This is a genomic window from Bradyrhizobium manausense, from assembly GCF_018131105.1.
In the GTDB taxonomy this organism is placed as follows: Bacteria; Pseudomonadota; Alphaproteobacteria; order Rhizobiales; family Xanthobacteraceae; genus Bradyrhizobium; species Bradyrhizobium manausense_B.
Map to the genome: position 1 here is coordinate 147,566 of NZ_JAFCJI010000004.1, position 26,103 is coordinate 173,668.

Genomic DNA, 26,103 nt, shown 5'->3' on the forward strand with positions numbered 1-26,103 from the left:
GGCGGGGCCACTTTCCTTCCGGCACCTCGACTTCCGGAACACAACCGGCACCAGCTTCGCGCCTAGCCTTCCACCCGATACAGCCGCCACCGCGCCGGCACGCCCTTGAGCTGATGACTGCCGTGATCCCTGAGGCGGATCTGCGATTGCGCCGCAAGCAGGTCCTTGACCGCGCTCGAGACCAGGACTTCGCCCGCGCGCGCCTTGGCGGCAACGCGGGTGCCGATGTGGAAGGCGAGACCGACCATCTCGCCGCCGCTGATCGTGTATTCGCCGGCGTGCAGGCCGACCCTGATATCGAGGCCCAGCGTGCGCACGGCCGTCCGGATCGCGGTCGCGCAGGTGATGCCGGCGGCCGGCGCCTTGAACGTCGCCAGCACGCCGTCGCCGGTCGTCACGACTTCCTTGCCGCGCGACGACTTCAGCTCCTTGCGGACCGCGGCGTAATAGAGACCCATCACCTTGGTCCAGCGCGCATCGCCGAGCTTTGCGGCCTTTGCCGTGGAGCCGACGATGTCGACGATCAGGATGGTGGCGAGCGCCTGCTTGAGATCGGCGCCGCCATTGGCGGATTTTCTCCGGGTCGCAATCGCACCGCTCAGCGGTTCATAGTCATGACTGCGCCGCCGCGCGATCGCGGACTTGGTGTAGTCTTGGGCGCGTTGCGCGCTACCGCAACGGATCGTCTTCTCCTGCGGCAGATGCGTCCAGTAGACCTTGCGGCTCTTCCCGGCGCCCTGGACTTCGACTGCGCCCCACTTCAGGAACACTGCCGGACCGACTCGCCGCACGCACCAGGCCTTCGACGTGTATCCCGACACGTTTGACTGGTGCAGGCCGATCCGAAGAAATTTGGGCATGAGGTTGCGGCCAATCGCTGGACCATTTTAGCTGACCCGGAGCGTAGTTGGACGCTCGCGCCTTGGCAACAGCGCGAACGAGTCGCGCGCCTTACATCCCTGCGCCCGCCTCAAACGCAAACAGCTCGATCGGCTCGCTGAAGCCGCGCACGGCGTGCTGGCCGACCCGCTCGAGCTCGAACTCCGGCGTCACCAGCTCGGCAAAGTCGCGCGACAGCAGCACCGGCTTGCCGATCTGCTTGGTGAGCGCCTCGAGCCGCGAGGCCATGTTGACGGCGGGACCGATCACGGTGAAGTCGAGCCGGCTGGTCGAGCCGATATTGCCGTACATGACGTCACCGACATGGACGCCGATGCCGTAGTTCAGCGGCGCACGGCCGGTGCCCTTGTTGCGCTCGTTCAGCGCGGCCATCGCCCGCCGGGCCTCGGTGACGGCCCGCAGCAGGTTTGCGCAGGCATCGGGCCGGCTGAGCGGGAAGATGGCGAGCAGCCCGTCGCCGATGAACTTCAGGATCTCGCCGCCATGCCGCGCGATCGGGTCCGACATCGCATCGAAATAATCGTTGAGGAGATCGATGACGTCGTCGCGCGGCCAGTTGTCGGAGATCTTCGTGAAATCCCTGAGGTCGCAGATCATGATCGCGGCTCGCACCGTCGTGCCGGTGCCGCGCCGGGTCGCACCGGCGAGGATCAACTCGCCGGCGTGGGAGCCGACATAGGTCTCGAGCAGCGTTCGTGCCAGGCGGTTCTTGACGCGAATTTCGCTGACGAGTGCCAGCACCGGCAGCACGCTCTTGAGGGCGGCGAGGTGCGAATCGTCGAAGCCGCCGGGCCGGTCGGTCGCGAACGTGATGAGATGGCGCTTGCCGAGGGTGTGGTAGAGCGGCCAGGCGACATAGTCGGTGAGGCCCTTGGCCCGCATCTCGTCATAGAGCGCATGCTTGCGGCCGAGCGCCGGATCGCGCTCGAGGTTCTCGCGAACTTCCGTGGCGCCATCGATCAGCTCGTTGGCGGGACTGCCGATATATTCGGAGCGCTCCCTCACATCGAAGTCGACTCGCCCGATCTCGGCCTCGCGCATGCCGTCGGCCCACATGATACGGGCCCCCAGCCATTGCGGATGCTGGATCTGGATGTGAAGCGTGGATCGCTTGAGTGGAATGCCGGCCTGCTGGAGGCGGATGCTCATCTCGGCAAAGATGTTGTCGATGAAGCGTTCGTCGCGCGTGCCGTTGGTCAGCCAGTCGACGACGCCATCGACCTGCGTGGCAGTGGAAATCCTGTCTGGCGCGTTCATGTCCTGCCCTTCGGCGGCGATCTTCATTTCCGCAAATATGTGTTCCGGATCGGCGACGTCAACCTAGCCAGTTGCACGGATTGCGCGCAGTTGCACCATCGTGGTCTAGCCGGCGAGCCGGATCGAACCCAGCACGGCCAGCCCCGAAGCGAGCATCAGCCTGCACGCCGCAGTGAGCTCGACCTTCAGCGTACTGCCGCCGGGAATGACGAATGCCTCGCTATTGAGACGAATGCCGCAATCGCCTGATACCGCATAGAGCAGATGCGTGCCGGCCTGCAATGACCGTTCACCGGGCTCCCTGATCGCCGCAAGCTCGATCTCCGCCGCACCGCGCCGCGCCATCAGATTGACCACCTCCACCGGGCCGGCCTCGAGCTCGGTCACGATCTCCATCTCTCCGGTAAAGCGAACGGTGGTGAACGGCTCGCGCTCGTCGAACTCCTGTCCCGGGGCCTTCAGCACCAGCCCGCGCCCGCCGATCACCATCTGCAAGCGGTCGATGCCGGGCATGTGGGAAAACGGCCCCGGCGCCACGATCGGCGTGGACGCGAAGCGCCACAGCAGAGTGTCCCAGTTCTTCGCGGTCGTGCCGGGCCGATGCGCATCCGCGATATCGGTAAAGATGCCGCCGCCGTTCTTCCAGGGCGAACGGGTGTAGTCTTCGGATTTCAGCAGTGTGGTTTTCATGGGTTGCGGGCGTCCAGGAGAGGATCACCTGCGCATCATTAGCCGCCTCACGCCTTGGCGTCGAGGTTCAGCCTCGTGCTCAGCTCATTGACGAGCGAATCCACGAACTGGTTCTGATAGGCCGAGATGCCGTTGAAAGTGACGGGGCCTCCGGCCTGCACCAGCAGGCCCCCGCCGGAAACGGTCGCATCCGTGCTGCCGCCGGCCGATTTGGTGCCGAGCTTGCCGATGGCGTCGTTGAGCTGCGCGGCGGTCTTGTCGTCCATCTCGCCATTGGCCTGGAGCGTCGCGAGCAGCGACTGATAGGCACTACCGAGGTCGCCGCCCGTGCCGGTCTCGGCGGTCGCCGAGAACGTGCCGTTGGTCTTGCCGTTGTAGCTCTTGTAGGTCAGCGTCTCCGTGCTGGTGCCGTCGCTGTTGGCGTGGCTGTCGAGCATCAGCTCGAACGCGCTGCCATAGGCGCCCGTCGTCAGCATGTTCGGATCGTTCGGATTCTTGTTCTTGCTCGCACCCGACTTGTCGGAGCCCGCGGTCCAGTTCGGCGGGACGGTGTAGCTGACGCTGGTCACGTGGTCATTCCCATCTGCATTGCAGGGAAACATTTAGCAATATTTGTGCCAGCGAGGCGCTGTTGATTTTCATCGGCTTTCTCGCGCGATGCTGTTTAGCGTTGCGCCACGCTGCAAAAATTGCCCGGCAATTTGATCTCGGTTACTCCCCCTTCCCTCCGTTCAGCTTCGGCAGCGTCTCCACGATCTTCTGCTTGCCGTCGACGATTTCGGCGAGGAAGCTCGCGCGGTCGATGTCGCCGTTCTGGTCCCAGCTTGCTTCCATCAGCATGCCGGGCGCCTTGTCGGGCGTCAGCGTCAGGCCCTTCATCGCGGCACCAAAGGCCTTGCTGTCGAACTTGCCGATCTTCTCGGTGACGTATTTGACGAGGTAGACCGCGGTGTAGCCCTTGATGCCGTTGTGGTCAGGGAGATATTTGAAACGCGCGGAGAACTTCTTCGCGAATTCCTGGATTGCAGGCACGGGTGCATCGGCACTGAGGCCGACATGGCCGCGCGCGCCGTTGGCGGCGGGGCCGGCGAGTTCCACCACCTTCTGGCTGAGCAGCGTGGTCTCGCCGAACAGCGGCGTCGACAGGCCCTGCCGCTTCGCCTCGATCAGGAAGCGGGCGCTCTCCTCCTCGTTGGTGTAGATGAAGGCGGCATCGGCCTTGGCGCCCTTGAGCTTGATGACGTCGGAGCCGAAATCGACCTGGCCCTGCTCGGTGGAGATGTCAGTCGCGATCTCGATGTTGCGCGCCTTCATCTCCTTGACGAAATTGTCGTGGCCGCCCTTGCCGAAATCATTGTTGACCCAGAGCACCGCGACCGACTTCACCTTGAGCTTGTCGTGCAGATAGTTGGCGATCTTCGGCATCGAGAATTGCTGGCCGAAGGCGGTGCGGAATACCCAGGGATTGCCCTGGGTCGTGATGTCGGCGGCTTCGGCACCGACGATCTGCGGGATCTCGGCGGCTTGCGTCAGCGCCATGTTGACCTTGACCGAACCGGAATAGATCGGCCCGAGCACCACATAGGGATCCTTGTCCAGCACCTTCTGCACTTGCGCACGCGAGATGCCGGGATTGCTCTGGGTGTCCAGATGCTCGGTCTGGATCTTGCGGCCCAAAATGCCGCCGGCGGCGTTGATCTCATCGACTGCGAGCGCGACGCCGTCGCGCCAGTTGGTGCCGGAGACAGCGCCGGGGCCGGAGAGCTCGATGACATCAGGGATGTAGACGGTGCTCTGCGCGCGGGCCGCGACTGTCGAAAGCGATGCCGCCAGGGCGATGGCGAGCGTGCCTGCAAGATGCCTCATGATGTCCTCCCCTTATGCTTTGCCTTTTTATGATCCGTCGAAGCCGAGCAGTTTCGCCGGCGTTCGCCACAGCAGGCGCTGCTGGTCGCCCGGATCCGGAAACAGCGATGTCAGCACCGCGAGCAACGGCCCGTAATCGAGCCGCTCAGCGGCGCGCAGGAACGGGTAGTCCGAGCCCCAGACGCAGCGGTCGAGCGTGAACGCCTCCACCAGCGCGGCAATGAACGGCCAGGTGTCCTCATAGGGATGCGGCAGTTCGGAGAATTTATAGGAACCGGAGAGTTTGATATGTGCGTCGCGCTCGCGACCGATTGCGAGCAACGCCTGAAACGCCTTGCCTCTCACGCCCTGCCCGACCGAGGGTCGACCGCAATGATCGAACACCAGGCGGACCGGTGACTTATCGATCAGCGGCAGCAGGTCGAGCAACTGATCCTGCTCGACCTGGATCTGGAGGAACAGGCCGAGGCTGGTCAGCTTTTCCAGCAGCGGCGCGGTGTTGCGATAGTAGTCGGCGCCGTGGAACGGCACGTTGAAAGCGACGCCGATGACGCCGGCGGCTTGCAGCCGTTCGAGCTCGCGGATGTCGACGTCGTTCTCGACCACGGCGACGCCTCGGAAGCGGCCGCCGCCCTGCTTCAACGTGTCGAGCAGGATGCGGCTGTCGCTGCCATAGCCGGTGTTGGTGGCGACGACGAGCGCATGTTGGACATCAAACGCGTCGAACAGGCGGATGAGCTGCGCGGCCGTTGCGATCTCCTGGCCGCTCGGGCGATACGGTGTATCGGGGCCGTAGGGAAATCGGACGGGATCGAGGGCGTGAATGTGGCAGTCGATCCTGGGGCCCGCCGGCAATGTCATGGCGCAAAGCTCCCCGCACGGTTCAGAACGTGGCCTCGATGGCCTTGATCAACTCGGGCGTCACGTCGGGCATCACGCCGAACCAGGCCTTGAAGGCGAGCCGGGCCTGATTGATCAGGAGGCCAAGCCCGTTCACGGTGACGCAGCCGCGCGCGCGGGCCTCGGCCAGGAACGGCGTCTCCAGCGGCGTGTAGATGAGATCGGCGGTGAGCGTGGTGGGCTTGAGCCGTGACAGGTCGATCTCGAGCGCGCTCTTGCCGACCATGCCGCGATCGGTGCAATTGACCAGCAGCGCGACATCGCCAAGCGCCGCGGCGCGATCATCCCACGCAACGGTGCTGACGGCGGAACCGAATTCGGTCGCGATCGCCCGCGCCTTCTCCGCGGTACGGTTGGCGATGCGGATCTCGCGCGCGCCGTTTTCGAGCAGTGCCACCACAACCGCGCGCGAGGCGCCGCCTGCGCCCAGCAGCAGGATCGGCCCGGCATCGCCGCGCCAGTCGGGTTGAGCGTCGCGCAGGCTTTGCACAAAGCCGTTGCCGTCATTGTTGAAGCCGGACAGCGTGCCGTCGGCCTCGACGACAATGGTGTTGACGGCGCCGATGCGCTTGGCGGTCTCGTTGACGCGATCGAGCAGCGGCATCGTCGTCTGCTTGTGCGGCATGGTGACGTTGCAGCCGCGGAATCCGAGCGCGACGAGGCCGCGAAGCGCATCCTCGAGCCGCTCCGGCTGCACCGCGAGCGGGACGTAGGAGCCGCGGATGCCGTGGGCCCTCAGCCAGTAATTATGAATGACCGGCGAGCGCGAGTGCGCGACCGGCATGCCGATGACCCCCGCCAGCCCAAACCCATCCGCCTGCGACATGCCGCGATTCCCGTCCCGACCCGACCCGCGCCCTTCGGCGTGCGACCATGTTATTTGGTCAGATGTCCAAGACATCTAGAGGGAATGGCTAGCGGGCGCAATGTGAATCTAGGGGGCGGGATGACGTCACAAGACCATACGGGGCTCCCTTGCGCTCCACGCCAGAAGATCCGTGCTACCCTGTCCGGGATAGCTCAACCTTCCGCGAGGCAAGCATGTCCAGCACCGACAAGGTTTTCGCCGGCTCGGTCCCAAGGCTTTACGACGAATATCTGGTTCCGCTGATCTTCTCCGTCTATGCCGATGACCTTGCCAGGCGCATCGCTGCGCTGTCTCCGTCCGACCTGCTGGAGATCGCAACCGGCACCGGTGCGGTGACGCGCGCTGCGGCGGCGCTGCTGCCTTCGGGCGTCCGCTATGTCGCGACCGACCTGAACGAGCCCATGCTCGCGGTGGCGAAGCAGCGTCAGGGTGACGATCCCCGCATTACCTGGCGTCAGGCCGATGCGCTGGCGCTGCCTTTCGACGATGCCAAGTTCGACGTCGTCTGCTGCCAGTTCGGCGCCATGTTCTTTCCGGATCGCAGCAAGGGTTATGCCGAGGCGAAGCGGGTGTTGAAGCCTGGCGGCACCTACCTGCTCGGCGTGTGGGACCGTATCGAGGACAACGTGTTCGCGGATGATGCGACCGTCACGCTCGGCAAGATGTTTCCCGACGATCCGCCGCTGTTCATGGCGCGGACCCCGCACGGCTATCACGACAAGGCCGTCATCAAGTCCGATCTGGAACGCGCGGGCTTCAAGGACATCTCGATCGACACGGTGACGGCGATGAGCCGCGGGCCGAGCGCGGAGTATGTCGCGATCGCGTATTGCCAGGGCACGCCGTTGCGCGGCGAGATCGAGGCCAGGGATGCAAGCAAGCTCGCGGCTGCGACCGACGCCGTTGCCGAGGCGATCCGGAAACGCCATGGTTCCGGACCGGTCGAGGCCAAGATTCAGGCGCTGATGATTACGGCACGGCCGTAGTGGCCGGAGCCGGTAGGCTCCGCCACGCGCCTACCAAAAGCTCCGCTGCATCGGCTGCGTCGATTGATAGTACTGGTACTGGCCGCCACGCCGGCGCGGATTGACCGGTTGCGGGGCGGGATCGCGCTGCCCGAAAAAGAAGAAGCCATTGCCGCCGTAGCCGCCGCCCCAACCATCGTCGCTGGCCATCTCCATCGACGGCGTGGTCGGCTTGCGGGTGATGAAGCCGCCTTGCGGGTGGTTGCTGAGCACGGCAACGAATTCGGTTCGGTAGTTGGTCTCGGCGCTCAAGGGCTCGTCCGAGATGATGATCGACGAGCGCGGCATGGCGGTCGGCCCGATGCGATCCCACACTTCCTGCGGGATGGTGATGCGGTCGAGCGCATCCTTGGCGCTGTCGCCGTCGTCGATGGAGACAACGCTCCAGCGCAGGCCCGTGTCGTTCTTCGCCATCGCCGTGAAGATGTGCGTGCCCAGCGGCTGGTCGGGATTGCGGATGGTGACGGGAACCTCGATGCTGGTGTCGAACACCTCGCCGCCGCCATCCGGCGCCGGCTTGTGGGTGTTGCGCCGCACGTAGAGCTTCTGGGTCGCGCGGCTGATGTAGACGGAGACCGGCCCGAGCGCGAGTTTGGCGTCAGTCGCAGCCTTCACCGCTTCGGCCTTCCTGGCCGCGGCGACCTTGGCCGCTTCCTTGGTTGCGGCGACCGCGTCGCGCTTGGGCTGCGCGGCGGCCTTGGCGGCGTCGAGCTGGGTCGCGGCATCCGCGGCCTTGACCGACGCCTTCTGCTTCAGCTCGTCGGCCTTTGTCTTGGCCTGATCAGTCTTCGCGTTCGCAACCAGCTTGTCGGCGTGGGTGTTCTCGGAATCGGCACGCGCCTTCTGCTGCTCCAGCTTGCGCAGCGTAGCCGGGAGCGACTGAGCCTCCTTCGCCGCCGCACTCGCCGCCTTCTTGGCGTCGTCAGCCGCGTTCGTCGCCACCTCCGCCTCGGCGGAGAGCTTGTCGGCGCGTGCCGGAGCTGCCGCAATGGCCTCCTTGCTCGGAACGAACAGCGAGGGATGCGCGAAATCGACCGGCGCGGCGTCGTTCGGCGCGATGATCACCCGCATGCCGATGTTGGTTTTGTCGAACAGGTTCTCGGCGAAACCGAAGGGCATGCGGACGCAGCCATGCGAGGCGGCGTAGCCGGGCAGCGGTCCGCCGTGCAGCGCGATGCCGTTCCAGGTGATGCGCTGCATGTTCGGCATCCAGGCATCGTCGTACATGGAGGAGTGGTGGTCCTTGTCCTTCTCGACGACGGCGAAAACGCCGGCGGGCGTCTCGCGTCCGGTCGTTCCGGTGGAGACCGGCGCGCGCAGGATCCAGCCCTGGGAATCGTAGAACGTGACCTGCTGGCTCTTGATCGACACGATCGCCATGATCGGCTCGCCCGCCTCGCGCGGCGCCACCGCCTCGGCGGTCTGGCGCGGCTGCTTGGCGGCAAGGACCTGGCTCGGAGCGGCCAGCGCAAGTGCCGCCGCGAACATCACAATTCCGGGAGCCCCCCAACGCCGCATCTCACTCCTGGATTGCGCCGCCGTCATCAGGTCTTTCATGCCATTCCCCGGTTGCCTGTCCGCACTTCGTCCATCATCGATCAGACTGCGATCTTTGGATTAAGAATTCGCAGCCACCATCCGTTCCGTCTTTGGCAATATTCGGTCCGTTCCGACGATGAAACTCTCATATACGAGGGTCGGTACGGGCGGAAGGGCGGTTCACGACCGAGCCTGGCCCGAAGCTGGCGACGATGGCGTGACGGGCTGCGACGGAATGTCCACTCATGGAAGCCGCCGGGACCGGATGTGACCGGAATCACAGAAAATGACGCCAAGCCACGGCAACGCTGGCGATCATTCGCCAAGCCGCGCATCGGAGGATGAACAGGTGTCCTCAGCTCTCTCGCAGATTGCCGCCATGGTTGCCGGGCTCGCGCTCGTCACCACGACCTTCCTCATTCCCGAGGGCCACGCCCGCAACCCGGCAAGAAGCCTGGTCGTCTCGGCCTCGCTGGCGATCCTCGCGGCCGTCCTGATCAGCGCTGCCCGCAATTTGGGCTCGTGATTCGGGCGGCGGTCGGCTGGAGGCAGGCGACGAGCCGGATTGGCGCGACGACCTTACGGCGCGCCAACGGCCTTGTTCGCAACCAGCGTTTCGATCTCGGCATCGCCCAAGCCCGCTTCGCGCAACACTTCGCGCGAATGTTCGCCAAGGCGCGGCGCCATGCGGTGGATGCCGGCCGGGCTTTCGGAAAACCTTGTTGCGGGCCGTGCCTGCCGGATGCGGCCTTCCGTGGGATGATCGATATCCGCAAACAAGCCGACGGCCTCAAGATGCGGCTGCTCGCCGATCTCGGTCAACCTGGCAAATGCGGTGTGCGGCACGTCGAGCCGCAGCAAGAGTTCCTCCCACTCCGCGGTGGTGCGGGTCGGTCCGATCTCACTCATGCGATCGTAGACTTGGTCGATGTTCTGCGAGCGCAGCACGGGGTCGCGCACACCAAGCTCCTCGATCAGTTCGGGACGGCCGACGGCTTCGAAGAAGGCGCACCAATTATCCCCGGAATAGGGCAGCATCGTCAGCCAGCCATCGCTGGTCTTCACCGGGCGCCGGTTCTTCATACGCTTGTAGCCGGTCGGGCCGATCGGCGGATCGAAGGCGTGGCCGCCCAGCATCTCGATGCTGTTGAAGCCCGCGATGGTCTCCAGCATCGGCACCTCGACCATCTGGCCCTGTCCAGTGCGCTCGCGCCGGAACAGCGCCGCCGACACCGCGCCGACCATTGCCATGGCGCAGATCTTGTCGCCGATCAGGCTTGGAACGAATTCCGGCTTCTCGTCCGATCCGATCGACGATGCCAGACCAGAGGCCGCCTGGATGATCTCGTCGAAGGCCGGCCGCGCCGCCCACGGACCATCCTGGCCGAAGCCGGTCGCGGCGGCATAGATCAGCCGCGGATTGAGCCTTGCGCAATCGCCGTAGCCGAAGCCGAGCCGCGCCATCGCTGCGGGGCGCACATTGGTGACGAGCGCATCAACCGTCGGAATCAGTTTTGCAAGCGCCGCCTTGCCGTCCGGATGCTTCAGGTCCAGCGCGAGGCTGCGCTTGTTGCGATTGACCGCCATGAACTGGCCGCTCATGCCGCGGTTCCGAAACAGGCCGGTGTAGCGCCAGGTGTCGCCGGTGGGCGGCTCGACCTTGATGACATCCGCGCCCCAATCGCCGAGCATCTGCGCGGCATAGGGCCCGAACAGCACGCTGGTCAGATCGAGAACGCGGATACCGCTGAGGGGGCCTGATGGTGCCATCGCTTCTTCACTGTGGTTGGAGCAAGTATTCGCGGGCAGGTACAGGCGGACAAGGCCAGCGCCCTGCCCGCCTGCTAGGATACGTCGAGACTACTCGCCGAGAACGTCGCCGAAAAGATCCCAGGATTTTCCGTTGAAGCGCGCCATCTGCAATTGGCGGATCGGCGTCACCTGCTCGGCCGAGGTGTTGAGCTTGATGCCTGGCAGCAGCATCGGCAGCTCGACGTCCTTGAGGGACTGCGCCTGCTTCATCAGGTTCGCGCGCGTGAGGTCGTTGCCGGCGCGCTGCAGCACCATCTCCATCATCATCGCCATGGTGTAGCCGGTGACATTGAAGATGTCGGCGGGATCGGCGCCGGAATTGTAGGTCTTCATCCATGCGCGCCAGGCTTTCATGCCGGCGTCGTTCTCCCAGCGGGGATCGCCGGGATCTTTCAGGAAGGCACCGGTGACGATGCCGACGGAATTCTCCAGCCCGGCCGGCGCCAACACGGACCCGACCGAATTGGAGACGGCGGGAACGATGATCTGCGGCTTCCAGCCGAGCTCGGCGACCTTCTTGATCGCCTGCGCCGCGAATTTCGGCGTGCACTCGTCGAAGAGAACGTCGGCGCCTGCAGCCTTGAACTTGACGATCTGGGAGTCGACCGTTGCGTCGGTTGTCTCGTACACCGCTTCGGACACGATCTGGTTGACGTGCTCGCCGAGCCCTTCCTTAAAGCCAGCGAGATAGTCGCGGCCGGGGTCTTCGTTCGGCGTAATCACAGCGATCTTGGCGTCGGGCTTGTTCGCCAGAATCCACTTGGCGTAGATCCGCCCCTCGGTCCGGTAGGTCGGCTGCGAACCGGTGGTCCAGGGGAAATGCTTCGGATCATTCCAGCGGCTGGCGCCGCTCGACGGGAACAGCTGCGGGACCTTCTTGGCGTTGAGATATTTTTGCGCGGCGATGTTCGGGCCGGTGCCGAGCATCGAGAACATCGCCAGGACTTCGTCGCTCTCGACGAGCCGGCGCGTCTGCTCGACCGTCTTCGCCGGCGAATAAGCATCGTCCATGCTGAGGAGATCGATCTTGCGACCGTTGATGCCGCCTTTCTCGTTGAGCATCTTGAAATAGGCGATCTCGGCGCGGCCGATCGCGGAATAGGCCGAGGCCGGCCCGGAATACGGCATGGTCTGTCCGAGCTTGATACTCGTGTCGGTCGCGCCGGTGTCGTAGTTTCCGGCGTTAGCTGCTGATGCAGCGCCCAGCACAGTCAGCAGAGCGACGGCTCCGCCGATGATCTTGAATTTGTGGCCGGCCATTTGCGGCATCTCCTTGCCTGGCAGAGTGCATCGACGCGCGGGCTCGCAAGGCCGCGATCAACGTCCTCCACTTCTGTTCTTGGTTATCGTCGGCCGCATCGTTCGCGATGACGGCGAGGCAGACGATACCTTGATTATCAGGCGTGAGATGTAGCTTAGAATTCAGATGCGTATGCACAGCTTGCAGCCGTGCAGATGACACGTACGTCACACGACAATGTGAGCGTCAGACTTCGAGCCATTCCTGCCGCACGGCGGCATTCGCCTTGAGCTCGTCAGGCGTTCCCTCGAACACGACGCGGCCGTGGCCCATGATGTACACGCGCTTGGAGATGCGCATCGCGATCGACAGTTTCTGCTCGACGAGAAGAATGGCGACGCCGGCCTGCGCGATCCGCGCGATGAGATCGCCGACCTGCTGGACGATCAGCGGTGCGAGGCCTTCAGTGGGCTCGTCGATCATGATCAGATCGGGATCGCCCATCAGCGTCCGGCACGTCGTGAGCATCTGCTTCTCGCCGCCGGACAGCACGCCCGCGGCCGTATCGGCACGCGCGGCGAGATTGGGAAACATGTCGAGCATGTCCTGCAGCCGCCATTTGCCGGGACGGCGCGTATCCTTGATGCCGAGCACGAGATTCTGGCGGACCGTGAGGCTCGGAAAGATGTCGCGATGCTCCGGCACGTAGCCGAGCCCGAGCCGCGCGATCTTGTAGCTGGGAAGACCGGCGATGTCCTTGCCCTTGAAGCGGATCGTGCCCTGCGGCGCGACCTCGCCCATGATCGCCTTGACCGTGGTGGAGCGGCCGACGCCGTTACGGCCAAGCAGGCTCACCACTTCGCCCGCGCCGACATCGAGGTCGACGCCCTGCAGAATGTGGCTCTTGCCGTAATAGGCGTGGAGATCCCTGACCTCGAGCATCAGTGCGCTTCCTCGCCGAGATAGGCTTCCTTGACCTTCGGGTCGCGGCGGATTTCTTCCGGCGTGCCCGAGGCAATGATGTGGCCATAGACCAGGACCGAGATGCGGTCGGCAAGGCCGAACACGACGCTCATGTCGTGCTCGACGATCACGAGCGTCTTGCCCTCGGTCAACCGGCGGATCAACGACACCGCGCGGTCGGTTTCGGCGTGGCTCATGCCCGCGGTCGGCTCGTCGAGCATGACCACGGTGGCACCGCTCGCGATGGTGATGCCGATTTCGAGCTCGCGCTGCTCGGCATAGGTCAGGAGACCCGCCGGCACGTCGCGCCGGTGCGTCAGATGGATGTCGTCGAGGATCTGCGCGGTGCGATCGCGCACCTCGGGCAGACTGTCGACGTTCTTCCAGAACGCGTAGCGATGCCCGGTGGCCCAGAGCACAGCGCAGCGCACGTTCTCCCACACCGTCATGCGCGCGAATACGTTGGTGACCTGGAACGAGCGCGACAGGCCGCGGCGGTTGATCTCGAAGGGCCGCAGGCCCGAGATCAGATCGCCATTCAGCTTCACCTCGCCCGAGGTCGGCGCGATGTGCCCGCTGATCAGGTTGAACGTCGTCGACTTGCCGGCGCCGTTCGGGCCGATGATGGCGTGGCGCTCACCCTTGGCGACGCTGAAGTTGAGGTCCCGGATGATGCCGACATTGCCGAAGCGCTTTTCGACGGCACGAACTTCGATGGCTGAGGTGGTCATGCCAGATACCCCCGGTCACGCGCAACCGTGGCAGCCCGGTCCCATGCCTCCGCAATCCGCCGCCAGGTCAGCCGCGCGACGAAGAAGCCGCCGACAACGAGAATGGCTGCGGTGAACCAAGTCACCGGCGAATTCGCGTTGAAGGCAATGCCGAACAGATTGATGGGATCGCCGCCGGAGAAACGCGCGACGGTTTCGATGGTCAGGATCACGCCGCAGGCGAGCGCCACTGTCGGGATAACAGCGACGAGATAGGACGGGATCACCGTCCACAGCGTTCCGGCGCGGATCAGCGGCCGGTGCATCATCAACAGGCCGGCAATGCCGCCCGGCGAATACATCACGATGCCGATGAAGATGATGCCGAAATAGAGCTGCCAGGCCGTCGTGAGGTTGGTCAGCCCGAGCTGGAGATAGGTGACGAGGATCGCCCCCAGGATCGGGCCGAAGAAGAAGGCGGTGCCGCCGATGAAGGTCGAGAACAGCACGAGGCCGGACTGGATCGCGCCGAGATAGGCGGAGTTCGCGATCTCGAAATTGATCGCGGCGAGACCACCGGCGATGCCAGCGAAGAACCCGGCAAAGCAGAAGGCGATGTAGCGGACGACGTGCGGATCGTAGCCGATGAACTGGACGCGCTCCGGATTGTCGCGGACCGCATTGCAGATCCGACCGAGGGGCGTGCGGGTCAGCGCGTACATCGCGATCGCCGACAGCACCAGCCAGAACGCGATCAGGTAATAGACCTGAAGCTGCGGCCCGAACGACCAGCCGAGCAATTTTGGCAGCGCGGTGCGGTCCGTGGTGATGCCGGATTCACCGCCGAACACCGATCGCAGGATCAGCGACGATGACGCCACCAGCTCACCAATGCCGAGCGAGATCATCGCAAACACGGTGCCGGCGCGCTTGGTCATGACCCAGCCGATGATCATTGCAAACAGGAGGCCGCCGATCCCGCCGAACAGCGGAATGAATGGCAGCGGGATCGGCCATTTGTGCGAGACCACCGCGTTCATCATGTGGCAGGCCGCGAAGCCGCCGAGGCCGTAATGAACGGCATGGCCGAACGACAGCAGACCGGTCTGGCCGAGCAGGATGTTGTAGGACAGCGCGAACACGATCGCGATGCCGATCAGGCTGAACGAGGTCAGCGAGCCGCCCGACGAGAAGATCATCGGCAGCACGATCAGCACGATGATGCCGAGCAGCCAGACGCCGTAGAAGCGCAGGCTTCCGCCGGCGGGCTCTGCCATCTTGGAGGTCGAAGTCGCAGCCTCACTCATGATTCACGCGTCCCCATCAGGCCCATGGGGCGTACGATCAGAATGATCACCAGCAGCAGATAAGGAACGATCGGCGCGACCTGGGCGATCGTGACGTTCCAGATATCGGTGAGAACCGATGGTCCCGCTGACGGGTCGAGCGGGCCAAAGGCGCTCGCAAGCGATCCATCGAGCGCAACGGCGAACGTCTGCACCAGGCCGATGACGAGCGAGGCGATGAAGGCACCCGGCAAGGAGCCGAGACCACCGAACACGATGACAACGAACAGGATGGGTCCGAGCGAAGCAGCCATGTCCGACTGCGTCACCAGCGCGGGACCTGCAATGACGCCGGCAAGGGCGGCCAGCGCGCTGCCGACACCGAACACGGCCATGAACACGCGTCCGACATTGTGGCCGAGATGGCCGACCATGTGCGGATGCGTCAGCGCCGCCTGCACGATGAGGCCGACCCTGGTGCGCTTGAGCACGATCAGAAGCGCCACGAAGATCACGACCGAGACGGCCAGCATGAAGATCTTGAAGGCGGGATAGTTGGTCGAGAAGATCGTGAAGGCCGGGAAGTCGAGCAGCGCCGGCACGCGGTAGTCGACCGGACTCTTGCCCCAGATCATCGACACGATCTCTTCGATCGCGAACGCCAGACCGAAGGTCAGCAAGAGCTCGGCGACGTGGCCGTGCTTGTGAGTGTTGCGCAGACCGTAGCGCTCCACGGCCATGCCGATCGCGCCAACCAGCAGCGGCGCCAGCACCAGCGCCGGCCAGAACCCGATCCACTTCGTGAGCTGGAAGCCGAAGAACGCGCCGAGCATGTAGAAGCTGGCATGGGCGAAATTGAGCACGCCCATCATGCTGAAGATGACGGTGAGCCCGCTCGACAGCAGGAAGAGCAGCATGCCGAACAGCACACCGTTCAAGGTCGAAATGACAATGAGTTCAAGCACAGCGCACTCATAGTTATCCGGGGCCTGATGGTCCCGGTGAACATCGCCCGATCAAAAATAGTCCGGTCGCCGTCGTCCCGCGCCCCATGAGGACCGCGGGACGACGACAGACGACGTGATTACGGCCGCGTCATCTTGCAGGTCGTGGAGACCATGGCCTGAGGCGTATCGACCTTGGAGACCAGATGCCAGCCCCAGCCGGTGTTCTCCTCGTCGAACGGCTCGTTGGCGGCGAGCTTGCCGAAGGAGGAGATGTAGATCGGCTGGAAGAACTGGTGGTCGTCCTTGCGCATGAGGCCCTGGCCGCCGTCGAGAACCTCGAACTTCAGGTCCTCGAGCGCCGCCGCGACCTTTACCGGATCGATCGAATTGGCCTTCTCGGCTGCCGCCTTGAACATGCGCATCTCGTTGACCGCACGCGGATACCAGAGCGACAGGCCGACCTTGGCGCGGAACGCCTTCTCGAAATCCATCGCGGTCTGGTTGCCGGAGTTGGCGAAGCCTTCGGTGATCTGGAAGACCTGATGGTCGAGGCCGGTCTGCTTGATCGCGGTCGGGCCACCGGCGCCGCCAGCATAATAGGTGTACCAGTTGACCTTCAGGCCGGCATCGGCGGCGGCCTTGAGCAGCAGCGCGATATCCTGGCCCCAATTGCCGGTGACGACGCTGTCGGCGCCGGACGCCTTGATCTTGGCGATGTAGGGCGAGAAGTCGGTGACCTTGAGCAGCGGATGCAGCTCGTCGCCGACGATCTGGACGTCAGGCCGCTTTGCAGCCAGCATCTTGCGCGCATCTGATCGCACCGACTGGCCGAACGAATAGTCCTGGTTGATCAGGTAGACCTTCTTGATCGACGGAACGCCCTTCATGTAGTTGGTGAGCGCTTCCATCTTGATGTCGGAGCTCGCGTCCCAGCGGAAGTGCCAGTAGCTGCACTTGTCGTTGGTCATGCTCGGATCGACGGCGGCGTAGTTGAAGTACAGGACTTCCTTGCCGGGATTGCGCGTGTTGTGCTTGGTGACGAAGTCTTCCAGCGCAGCGCCGACGGACGAGCCGTTGCCCTGCGTGATGAAATGGGCGCCGGCGTCGATCGCCTTCTGCGCCTGCACCAGGCTTTCCTGCGGATTGGTCTTGTTGTCCAGCGGCAGGATCTCGATCTTGTGGCCGAGGATGCCGCCCTTGGCGTTGAGCTCGTCAGCCAGATACTGAAACGTCTTGAGACCACCCTCGCCGACGCTGGCACCGCCACCGGAGAGCGGATCGATGTAGCCGATCTTGATGGTGTCCTCGGCCGACGCTGCATGACCGAGCATCGGAGCGATCACGGCAATGGCCAAAGTGAGTTTGCGCATTCTTTCGTTTCCTCGCTGGCTATCGACTTTCGTCGACGGGCTTTTTGCGCATGTTGCAGCGCAATTTCAAAACCCTAATGAGCAGAACGAACTTTGCTTTTCAAGCGCAACAGGACATGGCTCGGGCCGCCGCTATGAAATGTCGCGCCGCCGCCCGGCTCACCCACAGCATTCCGTGACAAGGAATAGAACGCAAGGGGGAACTTGGACGCATCATGCGCCACGTCAGCGCCCGCTAGAGGCTGCGATAGTCGGCCATGCCCGACAGATCAGGCGTGAACCCAAGTCCAGGCTCCTCGCCGAGGATGATCGTACCGTCCGTCACATGGGCGACGGGGCCGCAGAACAGATCGCGCAACGGATTGTCGTTGGCGTCGACCTCGAGCCAGCCGTCACCTCCGATGCCCGCGAGCAGATGCGCAGAGGCGAGCAGTCCGATGCCGCCACCGAGATAGTGCGGGCAGAATGTCTTGCCGGAATTCAGTATGTCGCGCGCGAGGCCGGCACAAACACTGAGCCCGCCCCATTTCGCGATGTCGGGCTGAACCACGCCGAGCACGTCCTCCGCCAGAACGTCCTTGAAAGCTTCGACACTGGAAATGTTCTCGCCCGCGGCAATCGGCATCTTCGCGGCTGCGCGCAGCCTGCGCCAGTCCTCGCGCGGCCGGTCGGCCCGGATCGGCTCCTCCAGCCAGCGCAGATCGAATGCGGCGAGCCGCGGCAACATCTCCAGGGCCTGATCCGCCGACCAGCCCTGATTGGCATCAGTGGCGAGCATGCCCGCGCCGACGATGGTACGCAGCGCAGTGAGGTTCGCGAGATCGGTCTCCACGCCGAAGCCGACCTTCAGCTTCAATGCGCGATGGCCGCGCTTGAGCGCGGCTTCCGCCGTCTGCGCGGCGCCGGCGGGATTGATGCCGCTGGCATAAACCTTGATCGTGCGCGACTGGCCGCCGAGCAGGCGCCACAGCGGCAAGCGCTGCCGCCGGGCGGACAGATCCCACAGCGCGAGATCAATCCCTGAGATCGCCTGAGCAAACGGACCGGGCTCGCCGCATTGAAGTGCGAGGACCTCGGTACCCTTGGTCAAAGCCTCGAAGGCCTGAGCAGGATGGCCGAACTTGCGCCCGACGAGCGCAGGCGCAAGCACTTCATTGACGAGCCGGGCGCGATGCTCTGCGCCCGGTGCCGGAAAGTTGGACCAGGCTTCACCCCATCCCGCGACACCGTCTTCGTCGGTCACGCGAACGAAGACGGCCGGACGGTTCAGCATCTTGCCGAACGACGTCACCACCGGCGTTGCCAGCGGATAGCGATAGCAGAACGCCTCGATCGAGCGGACGGTGAAGCTGTCAGTCATGTTGCAGATCCTGCGAGACCACGCGGAACCACTAACATCTCAGTAAGCGCGCGCGAAGTCACCTTCCTGCTTGATGTCGGTGAAGACAGGATAACGCGCCTTCCATGGCGTGCCCTTGGCCGTGGTCAGTTCGCTGAGCCGTTCGAGCACGTTGAGGCCATCCTTGCGCAGGCTGGCCGCGACCGCCGCGCGGTCCGGGAAATGCTTCAGCACCGCGTCGAGCCAGATGGTGCGGCCCGCCAGGAAGCCGCTTGCACCCGCGGCGTAGGAGTAATCGAGCACGCGCTCGAACTTTTCGGGCGCAGCGCCGCCGGACAGCAGCACCCAGGGAATGTTGCGCGCGCGGCAGATATCGCCGATCGCGTCGAACTCCCTCTGCGCGGCTTTTGCCTCGGCGCTGCCGTCGCGGGCCGGCAGGCCGTTGGCCGCCAGCGGGCTCTCCAGCTTGAGGAGATCGACGTTGTATTCCGGCTTGGCAAACTCGCGCACGCTGTCGATGACGAGGCCCGGCAGCTTGCCGGGCGCTTCCACGTAATCGGCGGTGTGGTTGGCACTGCCGAGGAACGGATAGACCAGCAGCTCGAGCACGTACGGGATATCGTGACGGGCGCAGTCCTCGCCGATCTCGCGCACGAACTTCTTCTGATGCTCGTTCACGGCGGCATCGGCGTCCGGCCGGTACCAGGCCAGCACCTTGACGGCGTCGCCGCCCATGGCGCGGATCTTGTCCACGCTCCAATTGGTGATCGCACGCGACTTGCGTCCAGCAGCGGTTTCCTCGACGCGGTGCTCTTCCAGCGTCATGATCAGGCCGCAGCGCGGCGGCAGCAGGTCGATCGCCGCGGGCACCGCGAAATTCGGATCGAACAGCATCGAGCTGCAATGCGGCGCGAGGTTCTCGACCAGGAGACGCTTGGCCGCCGTGACGTCGGAGTATTCGACCTGCTCGCGCGTGATGCCCTTGGCTTTCGCGATGGCATCGAACAGTGGCGGCCGCTGATCCAGCGCGACCATGCGAAAGTGGCCATCCGCGTCAGCAAGCCGTGCCAGGCCGCGGTTCTTTCCAATCGTTCTCATGGCTTCGTCCTCATGAATACAAGACATTCGTTGATGGTGGGGATTCCGTTGCGGCCGCCGGCGTGGCGGCATTTCATGGCGGCTGTCGCCGCCGAAAACGCCATGGCGGCGGGCACGTCGAGGCCGGCGCCGATCGCCAGCGCATAGGCGCCGTGAAAGACGTCGCCCGCGCCCGTGGTATCGACGACCTCGACCGCATAGGCGGCCTGCCGGTGCAGTTGACCGCTCCCGTACCAGCTGACGCCACCCTCCCCGCGCGTCACGGCGACGACGCTGCAGCCGAAGCGCGCGAGCGCTCCGAGGGATTTGTCATCGGCCGAGCCGGCAAAGGCGGTGAGCGCGGGTTCGGAGAAGATCGCGTGATCGGTCAGCGGCAGCAGCCGCTCGAACACTTCCGCATCAGCCACATCGCCATCGAGGACCGTCGGGATGCCGCGCGCCCGCGCTTCGCCGAACAGCGTCGCGGCGCCCTCGACCCAACGCGGATCGGCGAGCACGGAGGATGCGCGCGCGACCGCTTCGAGCGGAAGCCAGCCAGCGGCTTCAGGATAGAGCCCGCGGAAGTTCACGATCTGCCGCTCGCCGGAGCTGTCGACGATGACGCCTGATACCGACGAGCGTCCCTCGGGAAACAGCCGAAAATTCTCGACATCGACGCCTTCAGCCGTGAAGGCCGATTTCATCTCATGGCCGGCGGCATCATTCCCTGCCCGCCCCCAGAACGCGACGGACGCGCCGAGCTTGGCCACCGCGACACTGGCATTGGCGGCCATGCCGCCGCCGAGCGTGCCGTACGCGAGGGCCTTGATCTTCTCGCTTCCCCCCGCGAACGGCCGATCGACGCGCCAGACCTGGTCGAGCGCGGACAGGCCGAGGCAGATCACGTGCACGGGCTTTGCGCCGGAGGCAACGCCCGCGAGATCTCCGATATTGTGTGACGAGCTCACCGCAGAACCTGTCCGTTGGCGGCATCGAACAGATGCGTCTTGCCCGGCTGCGCGCGCAGAGTGATGCGATCGCCGACCTTCGGCCGCAACGCCGGATCGACCCGCGCGATGGCGGAGCCGCCGGCGAGATCGAAATGAATCAGCGTATCCGAGCCGAGCGGCTCGACCAGCTTGACGTCGATGGCGATCCCATCGGCTCCGTCAGCGGCGACGGCAAAGTGCTCCGGACGAATTCCGAGCACGGCATTGCCGGCCAGACTCAGGCGGCTCGCCGTCTCGCCGTCCAGCGGCACGACCGTTCCCCCTTGCGAGAGAACGGGCCGCTCCTGGCGCCATTCGACCGGGAAGAAATTCATCGCGGGCGAGCCGATGAAACCGGCAACGAACTGGTTGGCCGGCCGCTCGTAGACCGTCTCCGGCGTATCGTATTGCTGGATGGTGCCGCTCTGGAGCACGACGATGCGGTCGGCCATGGTCATGGCCTCGATCTGGTCGTGGGTGACGAAGACCATGGTGGTCTTCAGCTCCTGCGACAGCGCCTTGATCTCGGCACGGACCTGACCGCGCAATTTGGCGTCGAGATTGGACAGCGGCTCGTCGAACAGGAACGCCTTGGGGTTGCGCACGATGGCGCGACCCATGGCGACGCGCTGGCGCTGGCCGCCGGACAGCTCCTTCGGCTTGCGGTCGAGGTAGGGCTCGATGTGCAGCAATGCGGCGGCGCGCTTCACCCGCGTGTCGATCTCCGCTTTGGGCGTTCCCCGCAATTCGAGCGCGAAGGACATGTTGTCGTAAACGCGCATGTGCGGATAGAGCGCGTAATCCTGGAACACCATGGCGATATCGCGCTGCGCAGCCTGCACACCGTTGACGCGCTTGTCGCCGATATAGAGATCTCCGGACGAAATCGGCTCGAGGCCCGCGATGATGCGCAGCAAGGTCGACTTGCCGCAGCCGGACGGACCGACGAACACGACGAATTCGTGGTCCGCGATCTCCAGATTGAGATCGGGAATCACGGTGAAATTGCCGTAGCGCTTGGTGAGGTTGCGGATCGAGATTGAGGCCATGATCGCTCAGTCCAGCGCCAGCACAGGCTTGATCAACTCGCCCTTGGCGAAGCGGGCGAAATTCTCGGGCAGAGCAGACAGGCCGAACTCGCCATCGACGAGAACGCGGTATTCGTCCTTGTACTTGCGCAGCAGCTCGACATTCGGCTCGAAATCCGAGACCGGGAAATAGAAGGTCCGGATCATGTAGAAATCCTTGCGGCGGAACACCTTGCCTTCCTCGATGGTCCAGGGGGCGGCGTTCTCGCCGACGAGCACCAGCGCGCCACGCGGCAGCACCAGCTCGATGCCGAGATTGCGCGCCGCATGCGCGCCGGAGCATTCCATGATGAGCGCAAAGCGCTTCGAGGTATCGCCGACCGGATGCGCCTTCGCACCGAAGGACTGCGCGATCTTCAAGCGCGCCGCATTGGGATCGGCGACGTAAATATCGTCATAGCCGAGTGCGCGAAGCGCCAGCACGACCCCGAGGCCGACAGGCCCTGCTCCCATCACGAGGACTGGTCCGGCTTCGCTCGGCGGCACGACGCGACTGACGAATCTGACGGCGTGGCCCGACGTGCCGATGGTGTCGAGCAACAGCGGCGCCAGGCTGTCCTCGATGTCATCGGGCACCGGCAGCAGGCAGTTCTCCGGCACCGGCACGTATTCAGCGTAGCCGCCCGGCCTGTTCCAGCCGATCAGGCTGGAGACTTCCAGGCACATCTGGGTATCGCCGCGCTTGCAGGCGGCGCAATGGCCGCAATGCAAGGGGATGTAGACGGCGCAGCGGCGTCCGTGCAGCCGATGGCCGGGCTGCTCGACGACACCGAAGATCTCGTGACCGGCGGTGAACTCGGCGCCCTTGTGCCAGAGCTTGAAGTCCGAGCCGCACAGCGCGGTGCGCGAGACGCGCACCAGCACTTCGCCGGCGCCCACGTCGGGCATTGCGACGCGCTCGATGGTGATGCGGTCATTGCCGTGGAAGACCGCAGCCTGCATGATCGAGTTCGGACGGGGGGATACGTTCATCTCATCTAGCCTTTCACCGCGCCGAGCGTCAGTCCGGACACCAGCCAGCGCTGAACCAGGGCCGCCAGCACCAGCGGCGGCAATGCGATCAGCGTCGCAGCCGCCATGAGCGCACCCCATTGCGTCGAGCCCTCGCCGATGAAGTTGAAGGCCGCCGCGATCAGCGTCTTGGTGTCGCCATTGGAGAGCACCAGCGCAAACAGGAAGTAGTTCCACGAAAACACGAAGGCGAGGATCGCCGAGACCGCGATACCTGATGCCACCAGCGGCAGCGCGATGCGCCAGAGGATGCGCGAGACGCTGCATCCGTCGACCTGCGCGGCTTCGAAGACGCTGCGCGGAATGGCATCGAAGGACGGCAGCAAAACCCAGATCACGATCGGGAGTGTGATCACTGCGTGGCTGAGGATCAGCGCGGTGTAGGAGCCGATCATGCCGATTTGCCGGAACATGACGTACCACGGCAGCAGGAATAGCGTCCCCGGCGCCATGCGCGCGGCCAGCGTCAGGATTGCCGGCCAGGTAATCCGCGTCCAGGACACGGCGAAGGCGGCAGGAATTCCGAACAGCAGCCCCAGCGCGGTCGAACCGACCGTGACGATCAGGCTGTTGAGCGCGTAGCTCAGGAACGGCGTCGTCCTGGTCAGTTCGACGTAGTTCTCCAGCGTCGGCGAGAAGACCAGCGTCGGCGGATAGGCCGTGACCTCGAAGGACGGCTTGAACGAGGACAGCACCATCCAGACCGTCGGGGCCATGATGAGCAAGCCGGCGACGACGAGTTGCAGCGTGTTGAGCCAGCGGATCCAGCGGTCGGTGTTGGCGGCATCGTTCATGACATCACCACGCCACTGCGCCGCGGAGGCGGTTGAAGGCGAGCACGGCGCCGAACACGATCGCCGTCAGCGTCAGCATCAGGGCGCTGGCATAGCCGATGTTGAAGAATTCGAAGCCGACCCGGAAGCCGTAGATGTTGAGCGTGTTCGAGGCGTTGCCCGGACCGCCCTGGGTGGTGATGTAGATGATGTCGAAGAAGCGCAGCAAATCGACGCTGCGCAGGATGGCAGCGGTGACGATGGTCGGCAGCAGCAGCGGCAGCGTGATGCGCTGGAACGTCTTGAACGGAGATGCGCCGTCGATCTGCGCGGCCTCGTAGACGCTCGGCGGCAGCGATTGCAGGCCGCCCAGCACGATCAGGGCGACGTAGGGCGTCCACTGCCAGCTGTCGATCAGCGCGACGGTCGGAATTACCCAGGTCGGCGACGCCAGCCAATCCGAAGGCGGCAGGCCTAAAGACTGCAGGATATAGTTGGCCGCGCCCAACGAGGGATCGAGGATCACCAGCCACATCATGCCGGCCACGACAGGCGGCATCATGAAGGGCGAGATGAACAGCGAGCGCACGATTCCCGGCAGCCGCTTGGCGTGGAACAGCACCAGCGCCAACCAGACGCCGAAGACGAGCTGCAGCACGAGCGACAGCACGAACAGCGCGATGGTGATCCACAGCCCGTGCCAGAACTCGACATCGGAGATCAGCTTCGAATAATTGGCGAGACCCGCGAAGGACTGCTTGCCGGTCGAAGAGAACGTCTGGAAGCCGAGCCAGATCGTATAGACGACCGGAAACGCGATCATCGCGACCGTGAAGACCACGGCTGGCGCCGAGAGCGCCGCCATCTCCAGCTTCTGCCGGTCCTGCGTGAGTGTCGCAGCCGTATCAGACATCCGTGCGTGTCCTTGAGGATGAGGTGCCGGCAGGCAGCACGCCTGCCGGCGTCAGGCTGTTACTTCTTCGCGATCAGCGCATCGAGCGCCTTGTCGGCATCGGCGCAGGCCTGGTCGATCGGCTTCTGCTTCAGGATCAGATCCTGCACGGCCTGGCCGATGAACTCGCGCGATTCCGGGTTGGCGACGATGGGATAGCCGACCTCGGAGGTGCCCTTGGTCGCGAGCACGTCGAGCGCAGCCTGCCATTCCTTGCGGACCGGCTCCTCGTCGATCCATTTGCGATATTCAGGATCGTTGGCGACCGACGGACGCGGCGGCGCAATGCCCTGGAGCGCCATCTTCTTCTGCACCTCGGGGCTGGTGGCCCACTGCACGAAGTACCAGGCTGCATCCGGCTGCTTGCTGTGCGACGACACGGCCATGCCCCAACCGATCGTCGTCGGCACCTGGCCGGCATCGCCTGCCGGGAACGGCAGCAGGCCGGTGTCCTTCAGACGCGCACCGCCTTCCATCACCGTGCGCAGCTCATTCGAGGATTCGAACGCCATCGCGGCGCGGCCGCCGCGATACAGCGCCGAAATCTGCTGGAAGCTGTAATTGACGACGCCGGGCGGACCGAAGTCGCGCAGCAACCGGCTATAAGTGTCGAGCGCCTCCTTGCCCTTGGCCGAGCAGAGATTCGACTTTCCGTTCGCAATGTAGCTGCCGCCGATATTGTGCAGCATGTTGCTGAAGGTATAGGCGACCGCGGGCTTGAGGCCGCGCGAGACGAACGGGGTCACGGCGCTGTCGCAGGTCTTGATTTTTTCGGCGGCAGCCTCGACATCCTTGATGGTCTTCGGCGCCTCGAGCCCGCACTTCTTGAAGATGTCGGTACGGTAGTAGAAGATCGGGCCTTCGATGTTCATCGGCATGCTGGTGAGCTTGCCGCCGAAGGTCGCAGCCTTGAGCAGCGCCTGGCTCAGCCCGGCCGGGTCATAGTCCTTGGCGACGTCGTTCTTGGCCATTGCGGTAAGATCGCCATACCAGCCGGCAGCCGCGAACTGCTCGCCCTCGCGTGAGGGCAGCGTCATGAACACGTCGACCTCGTCGCTGTTGGCATTCATGACCGTGACCAGACGCTGGCGCATCTGCTGCTCCTGATAGCCGTCGACCTTCAGGGTCATGCCGGTCAGCTTCTCGAAATCGGCCTTGTAGGTCAGCAGCGCCTGCGAGACCGGATTGTTGTTGGCGAGAAATGTGACGGTCTTGCCCTTGAACTTCATCCAGTCGAAATCGGCCGCGTGCGCCTGCACGCTGACGCTGGCAATCGCAAGAACGGGTAACGCGACATGCGTCGCGAGCATCCTGGCCTTCATCGAACTCTCCTCCGGGCTGGCCGCCTTAAGCTGGCGGACCATCTTGAACGCGTTTTGGGCACCACTGAAAACGGTTACAAAATAGACCTCACATTCGCTGTGTCAAGCGATGGACAAGCCGCATAATCTGCGGCAGATTTGCGTCATTCGCGCTGCTAAATGGCTCGCGGCCGAGCATG

The 26,103-nt window shown here is 64.4% G+C and carries 25 protein-coding genes; 2 read left to right on the plus strand and 23 right to left on the minus strand.

All coding sequences use genetic code 11. From position 1 onward, the window contains the following. Window positions 1–62: 62 nt before the first annotated feature. The 7 genes from JQ631_RS28800 to JQ631_RS28830 form a co-directional block, all read right to left on the minus strand. Window positions 63–860 (minus strand): adenylate/guanylate cyclase domain-containing protein, encoded by a 798-nt coding sequence (locus JQ631_RS28800; RefSeq protein WP_212332686.1) that lies wholly within the window; start codon window positions 858–860, stop codon window positions 63–65. A 91-nt stretch (window positions 861–951) separates the two neighbouring features. Further along, window positions 952–2,157, minus strand: a complete 1,206-nt coding sequence (locus tag JQ631_RS28805; protein WP_212332799.1) for an adenylate/guanylate cyclase domain-containing protein — start codon at window positions 2,155–2,157, stop codon at window positions 952–954. 105 nt (window positions 2,158–2,262) lie between these two features. Further along, window positions 2,263–2,847 carry a HutD/Ves family protein gene (locus tag JQ631_RS28810; RefSeq protein WP_212332688.1) on the minus strand — a complete coding sequence of 195 codons (585 nt, stop codon included), beginning with the start codon at window positions 2,845–2,847 and terminating at the stop codon, window positions 2,263–2,265. A gap of 47 nt (window positions 2,848–2,894) precedes the next feature. Further along, the gene (locus JQ631_RS28815) at window positions 2,895–3,416 is read right to left on the minus strand and encodes a hypothetical protein (RefSeq protein ID WP_212332690.1); all 522 of its coding nucleotides are present in this window, start codon (window positions 3,414–3,416) and stop codon (window positions 2,895–2,897) included. Between the two features lie 142 nt (window positions 3,417–3,558). Continuing rightward, window positions 3,559–4,713, minus strand: a complete 1,155-nt coding sequence (locus tag JQ631_RS28820; RefSeq protein ID WP_212332692.1) for an ABC transporter substrate-binding protein — start codon at window positions 4,711–4,713, stop codon at window positions 3,559–3,561. A gap of 27 nt (window positions 4,714–4,740) precedes the next feature. After that, a complete protein-coding gene (locus tag JQ631_RS28825) occupies window positions 4,741–5,574 on the minus strand; it encodes an amidohydrolase family protein (RefSeq protein WP_212332694.1) in 834 nt (277 codons plus the stop codon). A 22-nt stretch (window positions 5,575–5,596) separates the two neighbouring features. Then, window positions 5,597–6,439 (minus strand): shikimate dehydrogenase, encoded by an 843-nt coding sequence (locus tag JQ631_RS28830; protein WP_212332696.1) that lies wholly within the window; start codon window positions 6,437–6,439, stop codon window positions 5,597–5,599. Between the two features lie 215 nt (window positions 6,440–6,654). Here JQ631_RS28830 and JQ631_RS28835 point away from each other — a divergent pair, with 215 nt between their 5' ends. After that, window positions 6,655–7,467, plus strand: a complete 813-nt coding sequence (locus tag JQ631_RS28835; protein ID WP_212332699.1) for a class I SAM-dependent methyltransferase — start codon at window positions 6,655–6,657, stop codon at window positions 7,465–7,467. Window positions 7,468–7,497: 30 nt separating this feature from the next. Here JQ631_RS28835 and JQ631_RS28840 read toward each other — a convergent pair whose 3' ends face one another. Further along, on the minus strand, window positions 7,498–9,063 hold the full coding sequence (locus tag JQ631_RS28840) for a L,D-transpeptidase (RefSeq protein ID WP_212332700.1): 1,566 nt from the start codon (window positions 9,061–9,063) through the stop codon (window positions 7,498–7,500). A 331-nt stretch (window positions 9,064–9,394) separates the two neighbouring features. Here JQ631_RS28840 and JQ631_RS28845 point away from each other — a divergent pair, with 331 nt between their 5' ends. Continuing rightward, complete coding sequence (locus JQ631_RS28845; protein ID WP_212332701.1) at window positions 9,395–9,571, plus strand: hypothetical protein; 177 nt, start codon at window positions 9,395–9,397, stop codon at window positions 9,569–9,571. Window positions 9,572–9,624: 53 nt separating this feature from the next. On the opposite strand, the gene JQ631_RS28850 is transcribed toward JQ631_RS28845, so the two are convergent. The 15 genes from JQ631_RS28850 to JQ631_RS28920 form a co-directional block, all read right to left on the minus strand. Next, window positions 9,625–10,815 (minus strand): CaiB/BaiF CoA transferase family protein, encoded by a 1,191-nt coding sequence (locus tag JQ631_RS28850; RefSeq protein ID WP_212332702.1) that lies wholly within the window; start codon window positions 10,813–10,815, stop codon window positions 9,625–9,627. A gap of 90 nt (window positions 10,816–10,905) precedes the next feature. Next, window positions 10,906–12,126, minus strand: a complete 1,221-nt coding sequence (locus JQ631_RS28855; protein WP_212332703.1) for an ABC transporter substrate-binding protein — start codon at window positions 12,124–12,126, stop codon at window positions 10,906–10,908. 217 nt (window positions 12,127–12,343) lie between these two features. Continuing rightward, a complete protein-coding gene (locus JQ631_RS28860; RefSeq protein WP_092233617.1) occupies window positions 12,344–13,039 on the minus strand; it encodes an ABC transporter ATP-binding protein in 696 nt (231 codons plus the stop codon). Then, window positions 13,039–13,791, minus strand: coding sequence for an ABC transporter ATP-binding protein (locus JQ631_RS28865; protein WP_212332704.1), 753 nt, complete (start codon window positions 13,789–13,791; stop codon window positions 13,039–13,041). The genes JQ631_RS28860 and JQ631_RS28865 overlap by 1 nt, the downstream gene beginning before the upstream one ends. Next, window positions 13,788–15,077 carry a branched-chain amino acid ABC transporter permease gene (locus tag JQ631_RS28870; protein ID WP_212332705.1) on the minus strand — a complete coding sequence of 430 codons (1,290 nt, stop codon included), beginning with the start codon at window positions 15,075–15,077 and terminating at the stop codon, window positions 13,788–13,790. Before JQ631_RS28870 ends, JQ631_RS28865 begins: the two co-directional genes overlap by 4 nt. Further along, the gene (locus JQ631_RS28875) at window positions 15,074–16,021 is read right to left on the minus strand and encodes a branched-chain amino acid ABC transporter permease (protein ID WP_212332706.1); all 948 of its coding nucleotides are present in this window, start codon (window positions 16,019–16,021) and stop codon (window positions 15,074–15,076) included. Before JQ631_RS28875 ends, JQ631_RS28870 begins: the two co-directional genes overlap by 4 nt. A 119-nt stretch (window positions 16,022–16,140) precedes the next feature. Continuing rightward, the gene (locus JQ631_RS28880; protein ID WP_212332708.1) at window positions 16,141–17,373 is read right to left on the minus strand and encodes a branched-chain amino acid ABC transporter substrate-binding protein; all 1,233 of its coding nucleotides are present in this window, start codon (window positions 17,371–17,373) and stop codon (window positions 16,141–16,143) included. Window positions 17,374–17,608: 235 nt separating this feature from the next. Beyond that, window positions 17,609–18,733 (minus strand): mandelate racemase/muconate lactonizing enzyme family protein, encoded by a 1,125-nt coding sequence (locus JQ631_RS28885; protein ID WP_212332710.1) that lies wholly within the window; start codon window positions 18,731–18,733, stop codon window positions 17,609–17,611. A 39-nt stretch (window positions 18,734–18,772) separates the two neighbouring features. Then, entirely contained in the window at window positions 18,773–19,810 is a 1,038-nt protein-coding gene (locus JQ631_RS28890) for a tagatose 1,6-diphosphate aldolase (RefSeq protein WP_212332712.1), read from the minus strand. Then, a complete protein-coding gene (locus tag JQ631_RS28895; RefSeq protein ID WP_212332714.1) occupies window positions 19,807–20,757 on the minus strand; it encodes a sugar kinase in 951 nt (316 codons plus the stop codon). Before JQ631_RS28895 ends, JQ631_RS28890 begins: the two co-directional genes overlap by 4 nt. Next, complete coding sequence (locus tag JQ631_RS28900; RefSeq protein ID WP_212332716.1) at window positions 20,754–21,827, minus strand: ABC transporter ATP-binding protein; 1,074 nt, start codon at window positions 21,825–21,827, stop codon at window positions 20,754–20,756. The genes JQ631_RS28895 and JQ631_RS28900 overlap by 4 nt, the downstream gene beginning before the upstream one ends. A 6-nt stretch (window positions 21,828–21,833) precedes the next feature. Then, on the minus strand, window positions 21,834–22,838 hold the full coding sequence (locus JQ631_RS28905; RefSeq protein ID WP_212332718.1) for a zinc-dependent alcohol dehydrogenase family protein: 1,005 nt from the start codon (window positions 22,836–22,838) through the stop codon (window positions 21,834–21,836). A gap of 5 nt (window positions 22,839–22,843) precedes the next feature. Then, on the minus strand, window positions 22,844–23,671 hold the full coding sequence (locus JQ631_RS28910) for a carbohydrate ABC transporter permease (protein WP_212332720.1): 828 nt from the start codon (window positions 23,669–23,671) through the stop codon (window positions 22,844–22,846). A 4-nt stretch (window positions 23,672–23,675) separates the two neighbouring features. After that, window positions 23,676–24,563, minus strand: a complete 888-nt coding sequence (locus JQ631_RS28915; protein WP_212332722.1) for a carbohydrate ABC transporter permease — start codon at window positions 24,561–24,563, stop codon at window positions 23,676–23,678. Window positions 24,564–24,622: 59 nt separating this feature from the next. Next, the gene (locus tag JQ631_RS28920; protein ID WP_212332724.1) at window positions 24,623–25,924 is read right to left on the minus strand and encodes an ABC transporter substrate-binding protein; all 1,302 of its coding nucleotides are present in this window, start codon (window positions 25,922–25,924) and stop codon (window positions 24,623–24,625) included. Window positions 25,925–26,103: the final 179 nt, after the last annotated feature.

What these genes read in the sequence shown, in the direction of transcription:
- JQ631_RS28880 (WP_212332708.1), bottom strand. Translation starts at nt 17,373, where the DNA reads ATGCGCAAACTCACTTTGGCCATTGCCGTGATCGCTCCGATGCTCGGT.
- JQ631_RS28850 (WP_212332702.1), bottom strand. Translation starts at nt 10,815, where the DNA reads ATGGCACCATCAGGCCCCCTCAGCGGTATCCGCGTTCTCGATCTGACC.
- JQ631_RS28855 (WP_212332703.1), bottom strand. Translation starts at nt 12,126, where the DNA reads ATGCCGCAAATGGCCGGCCACAAATTCAAGATCATCGGCGGAGCCGTC.
- JQ631_RS28865 (WP_212332704.1), bottom strand. Translation starts at nt 13,791, where the DNA reads ATGACCACCTCAGCCATCGAAGTTCGTGCCGTCGAAAAGCGCTTCGGC.
- JQ631_RS28905 (WP_212332718.1), bottom strand. Translation starts at nt 22,838, where the DNA reads ATGAACGTATCCCCCCGTCCGAACTCGATCATGCAGGCTGCGGTCTTC.
- JQ631_RS28890 (WP_212332712.1), bottom strand. Translation starts at nt 19,810, where the DNA reads ATGAGAACGATTGGAAAGAACCGCGGCCTGGCACGGCTTGCTGACGCG.
- JQ631_RS28805 (WP_212332799.1), bottom strand. Translation starts at nt 2,157, where the DNA reads ATGAACGCGCCAGACAGGATTTCCACTGCCACGCAGGTCGATGGCGTC.
- JQ631_RS28910 (WP_212332720.1), bottom strand. Translation starts at nt 23,671, where the DNA reads ATGAACGATGCCGCCAACACCGACCGCTGGATCCGCTGGCTCAACACG.
- JQ631_RS28820 (WP_212332692.1), bottom strand. Translation starts at nt 4,713, where the DNA reads ATGAGGCATCTTGCAGGCACGCTCGCCATCGCCCTGGCGGCATCGCTT.
- JQ631_RS28810 (WP_212332688.1), bottom strand. Translation starts at nt 2,847, where the DNA reads ATGAAAACCACACTGCTGAAATCCGAAGACTACACCCGTTCGCCCTGG.
- JQ631_RS28825 (WP_212332694.1), bottom strand. Translation starts at nt 5,574, where the DNA reads ATGACATTGCCGGCGGGCCCCAGGATCGACTGCCACATTCACGCCCTC.
- JQ631_RS28860 (WP_092233617.1), bottom strand. Translation starts at nt 13,039, where the DNA reads ATGCTCGAGGTCAGGGATCTCCACGCCTATTACGGCAAGAGCCACATT.
- JQ631_RS28870 (WP_212332705.1), bottom strand. Translation starts at nt 15,077, where the DNA reads ATGAGTGAGGCTGCGACTTCGACCTCCAAGATGGCAGAGCCCGCCGGC.
- JQ631_RS28830 (WP_212332696.1), bottom strand. Translation starts at nt 6,439, where the DNA reads ATGTCGCAGGCGGATGGGTTTGGGCTGGCGGGGGTCATCGGCATGCCG.
- JQ631_RS28800 (WP_212332686.1), bottom strand. Translation starts at nt 860, where the DNA reads ATGCCCAAATTTCTTCGGATCGGCCTGCACCAGTCAAACGTGTCGGGA.
- JQ631_RS28840 (WP_212332700.1), bottom strand. Translation starts at nt 9,063, where the DNA reads ATGAAAGACCTGATGACGGCGGCGCAATCCAGGAGTGAGATGCGGCGT.
- JQ631_RS28885 (WP_212332710.1), bottom strand. Translation starts at nt 18,733, where the DNA reads ATGACTGACAGCTTCACCGTCCGCTCGATCGAGGCGTTCTGCTATCGC.
- JQ631_RS28900 (WP_212332716.1), bottom strand. Translation starts at nt 21,827, where the DNA reads ATGGCCTCAATCTCGATCCGCAACCTCACCAAGCGCTACGGCAATTTC.
- JQ631_RS28835 (WP_212332699.1), top strand. Translation starts at nt 6,655, where the DNA reads ATGTCCAGCACCGACAAGGTTTTCGCCGGCTCGGTCCCAAGGCTTTAC.
- JQ631_RS28915 (WP_212332722.1), bottom strand. Translation starts at nt 24,563, where the DNA reads ATGTCTGATACGGCTGCGACACTCACGCAGGACCGGCAGAAGCTGGAG.
- JQ631_RS28920 (WP_212332724.1), bottom strand. Translation starts at nt 25,924, where the DNA reads ATGAAGGCCAGGATGCTCGCGACGCATGTCGCGTTACCCGTTCTTGCG.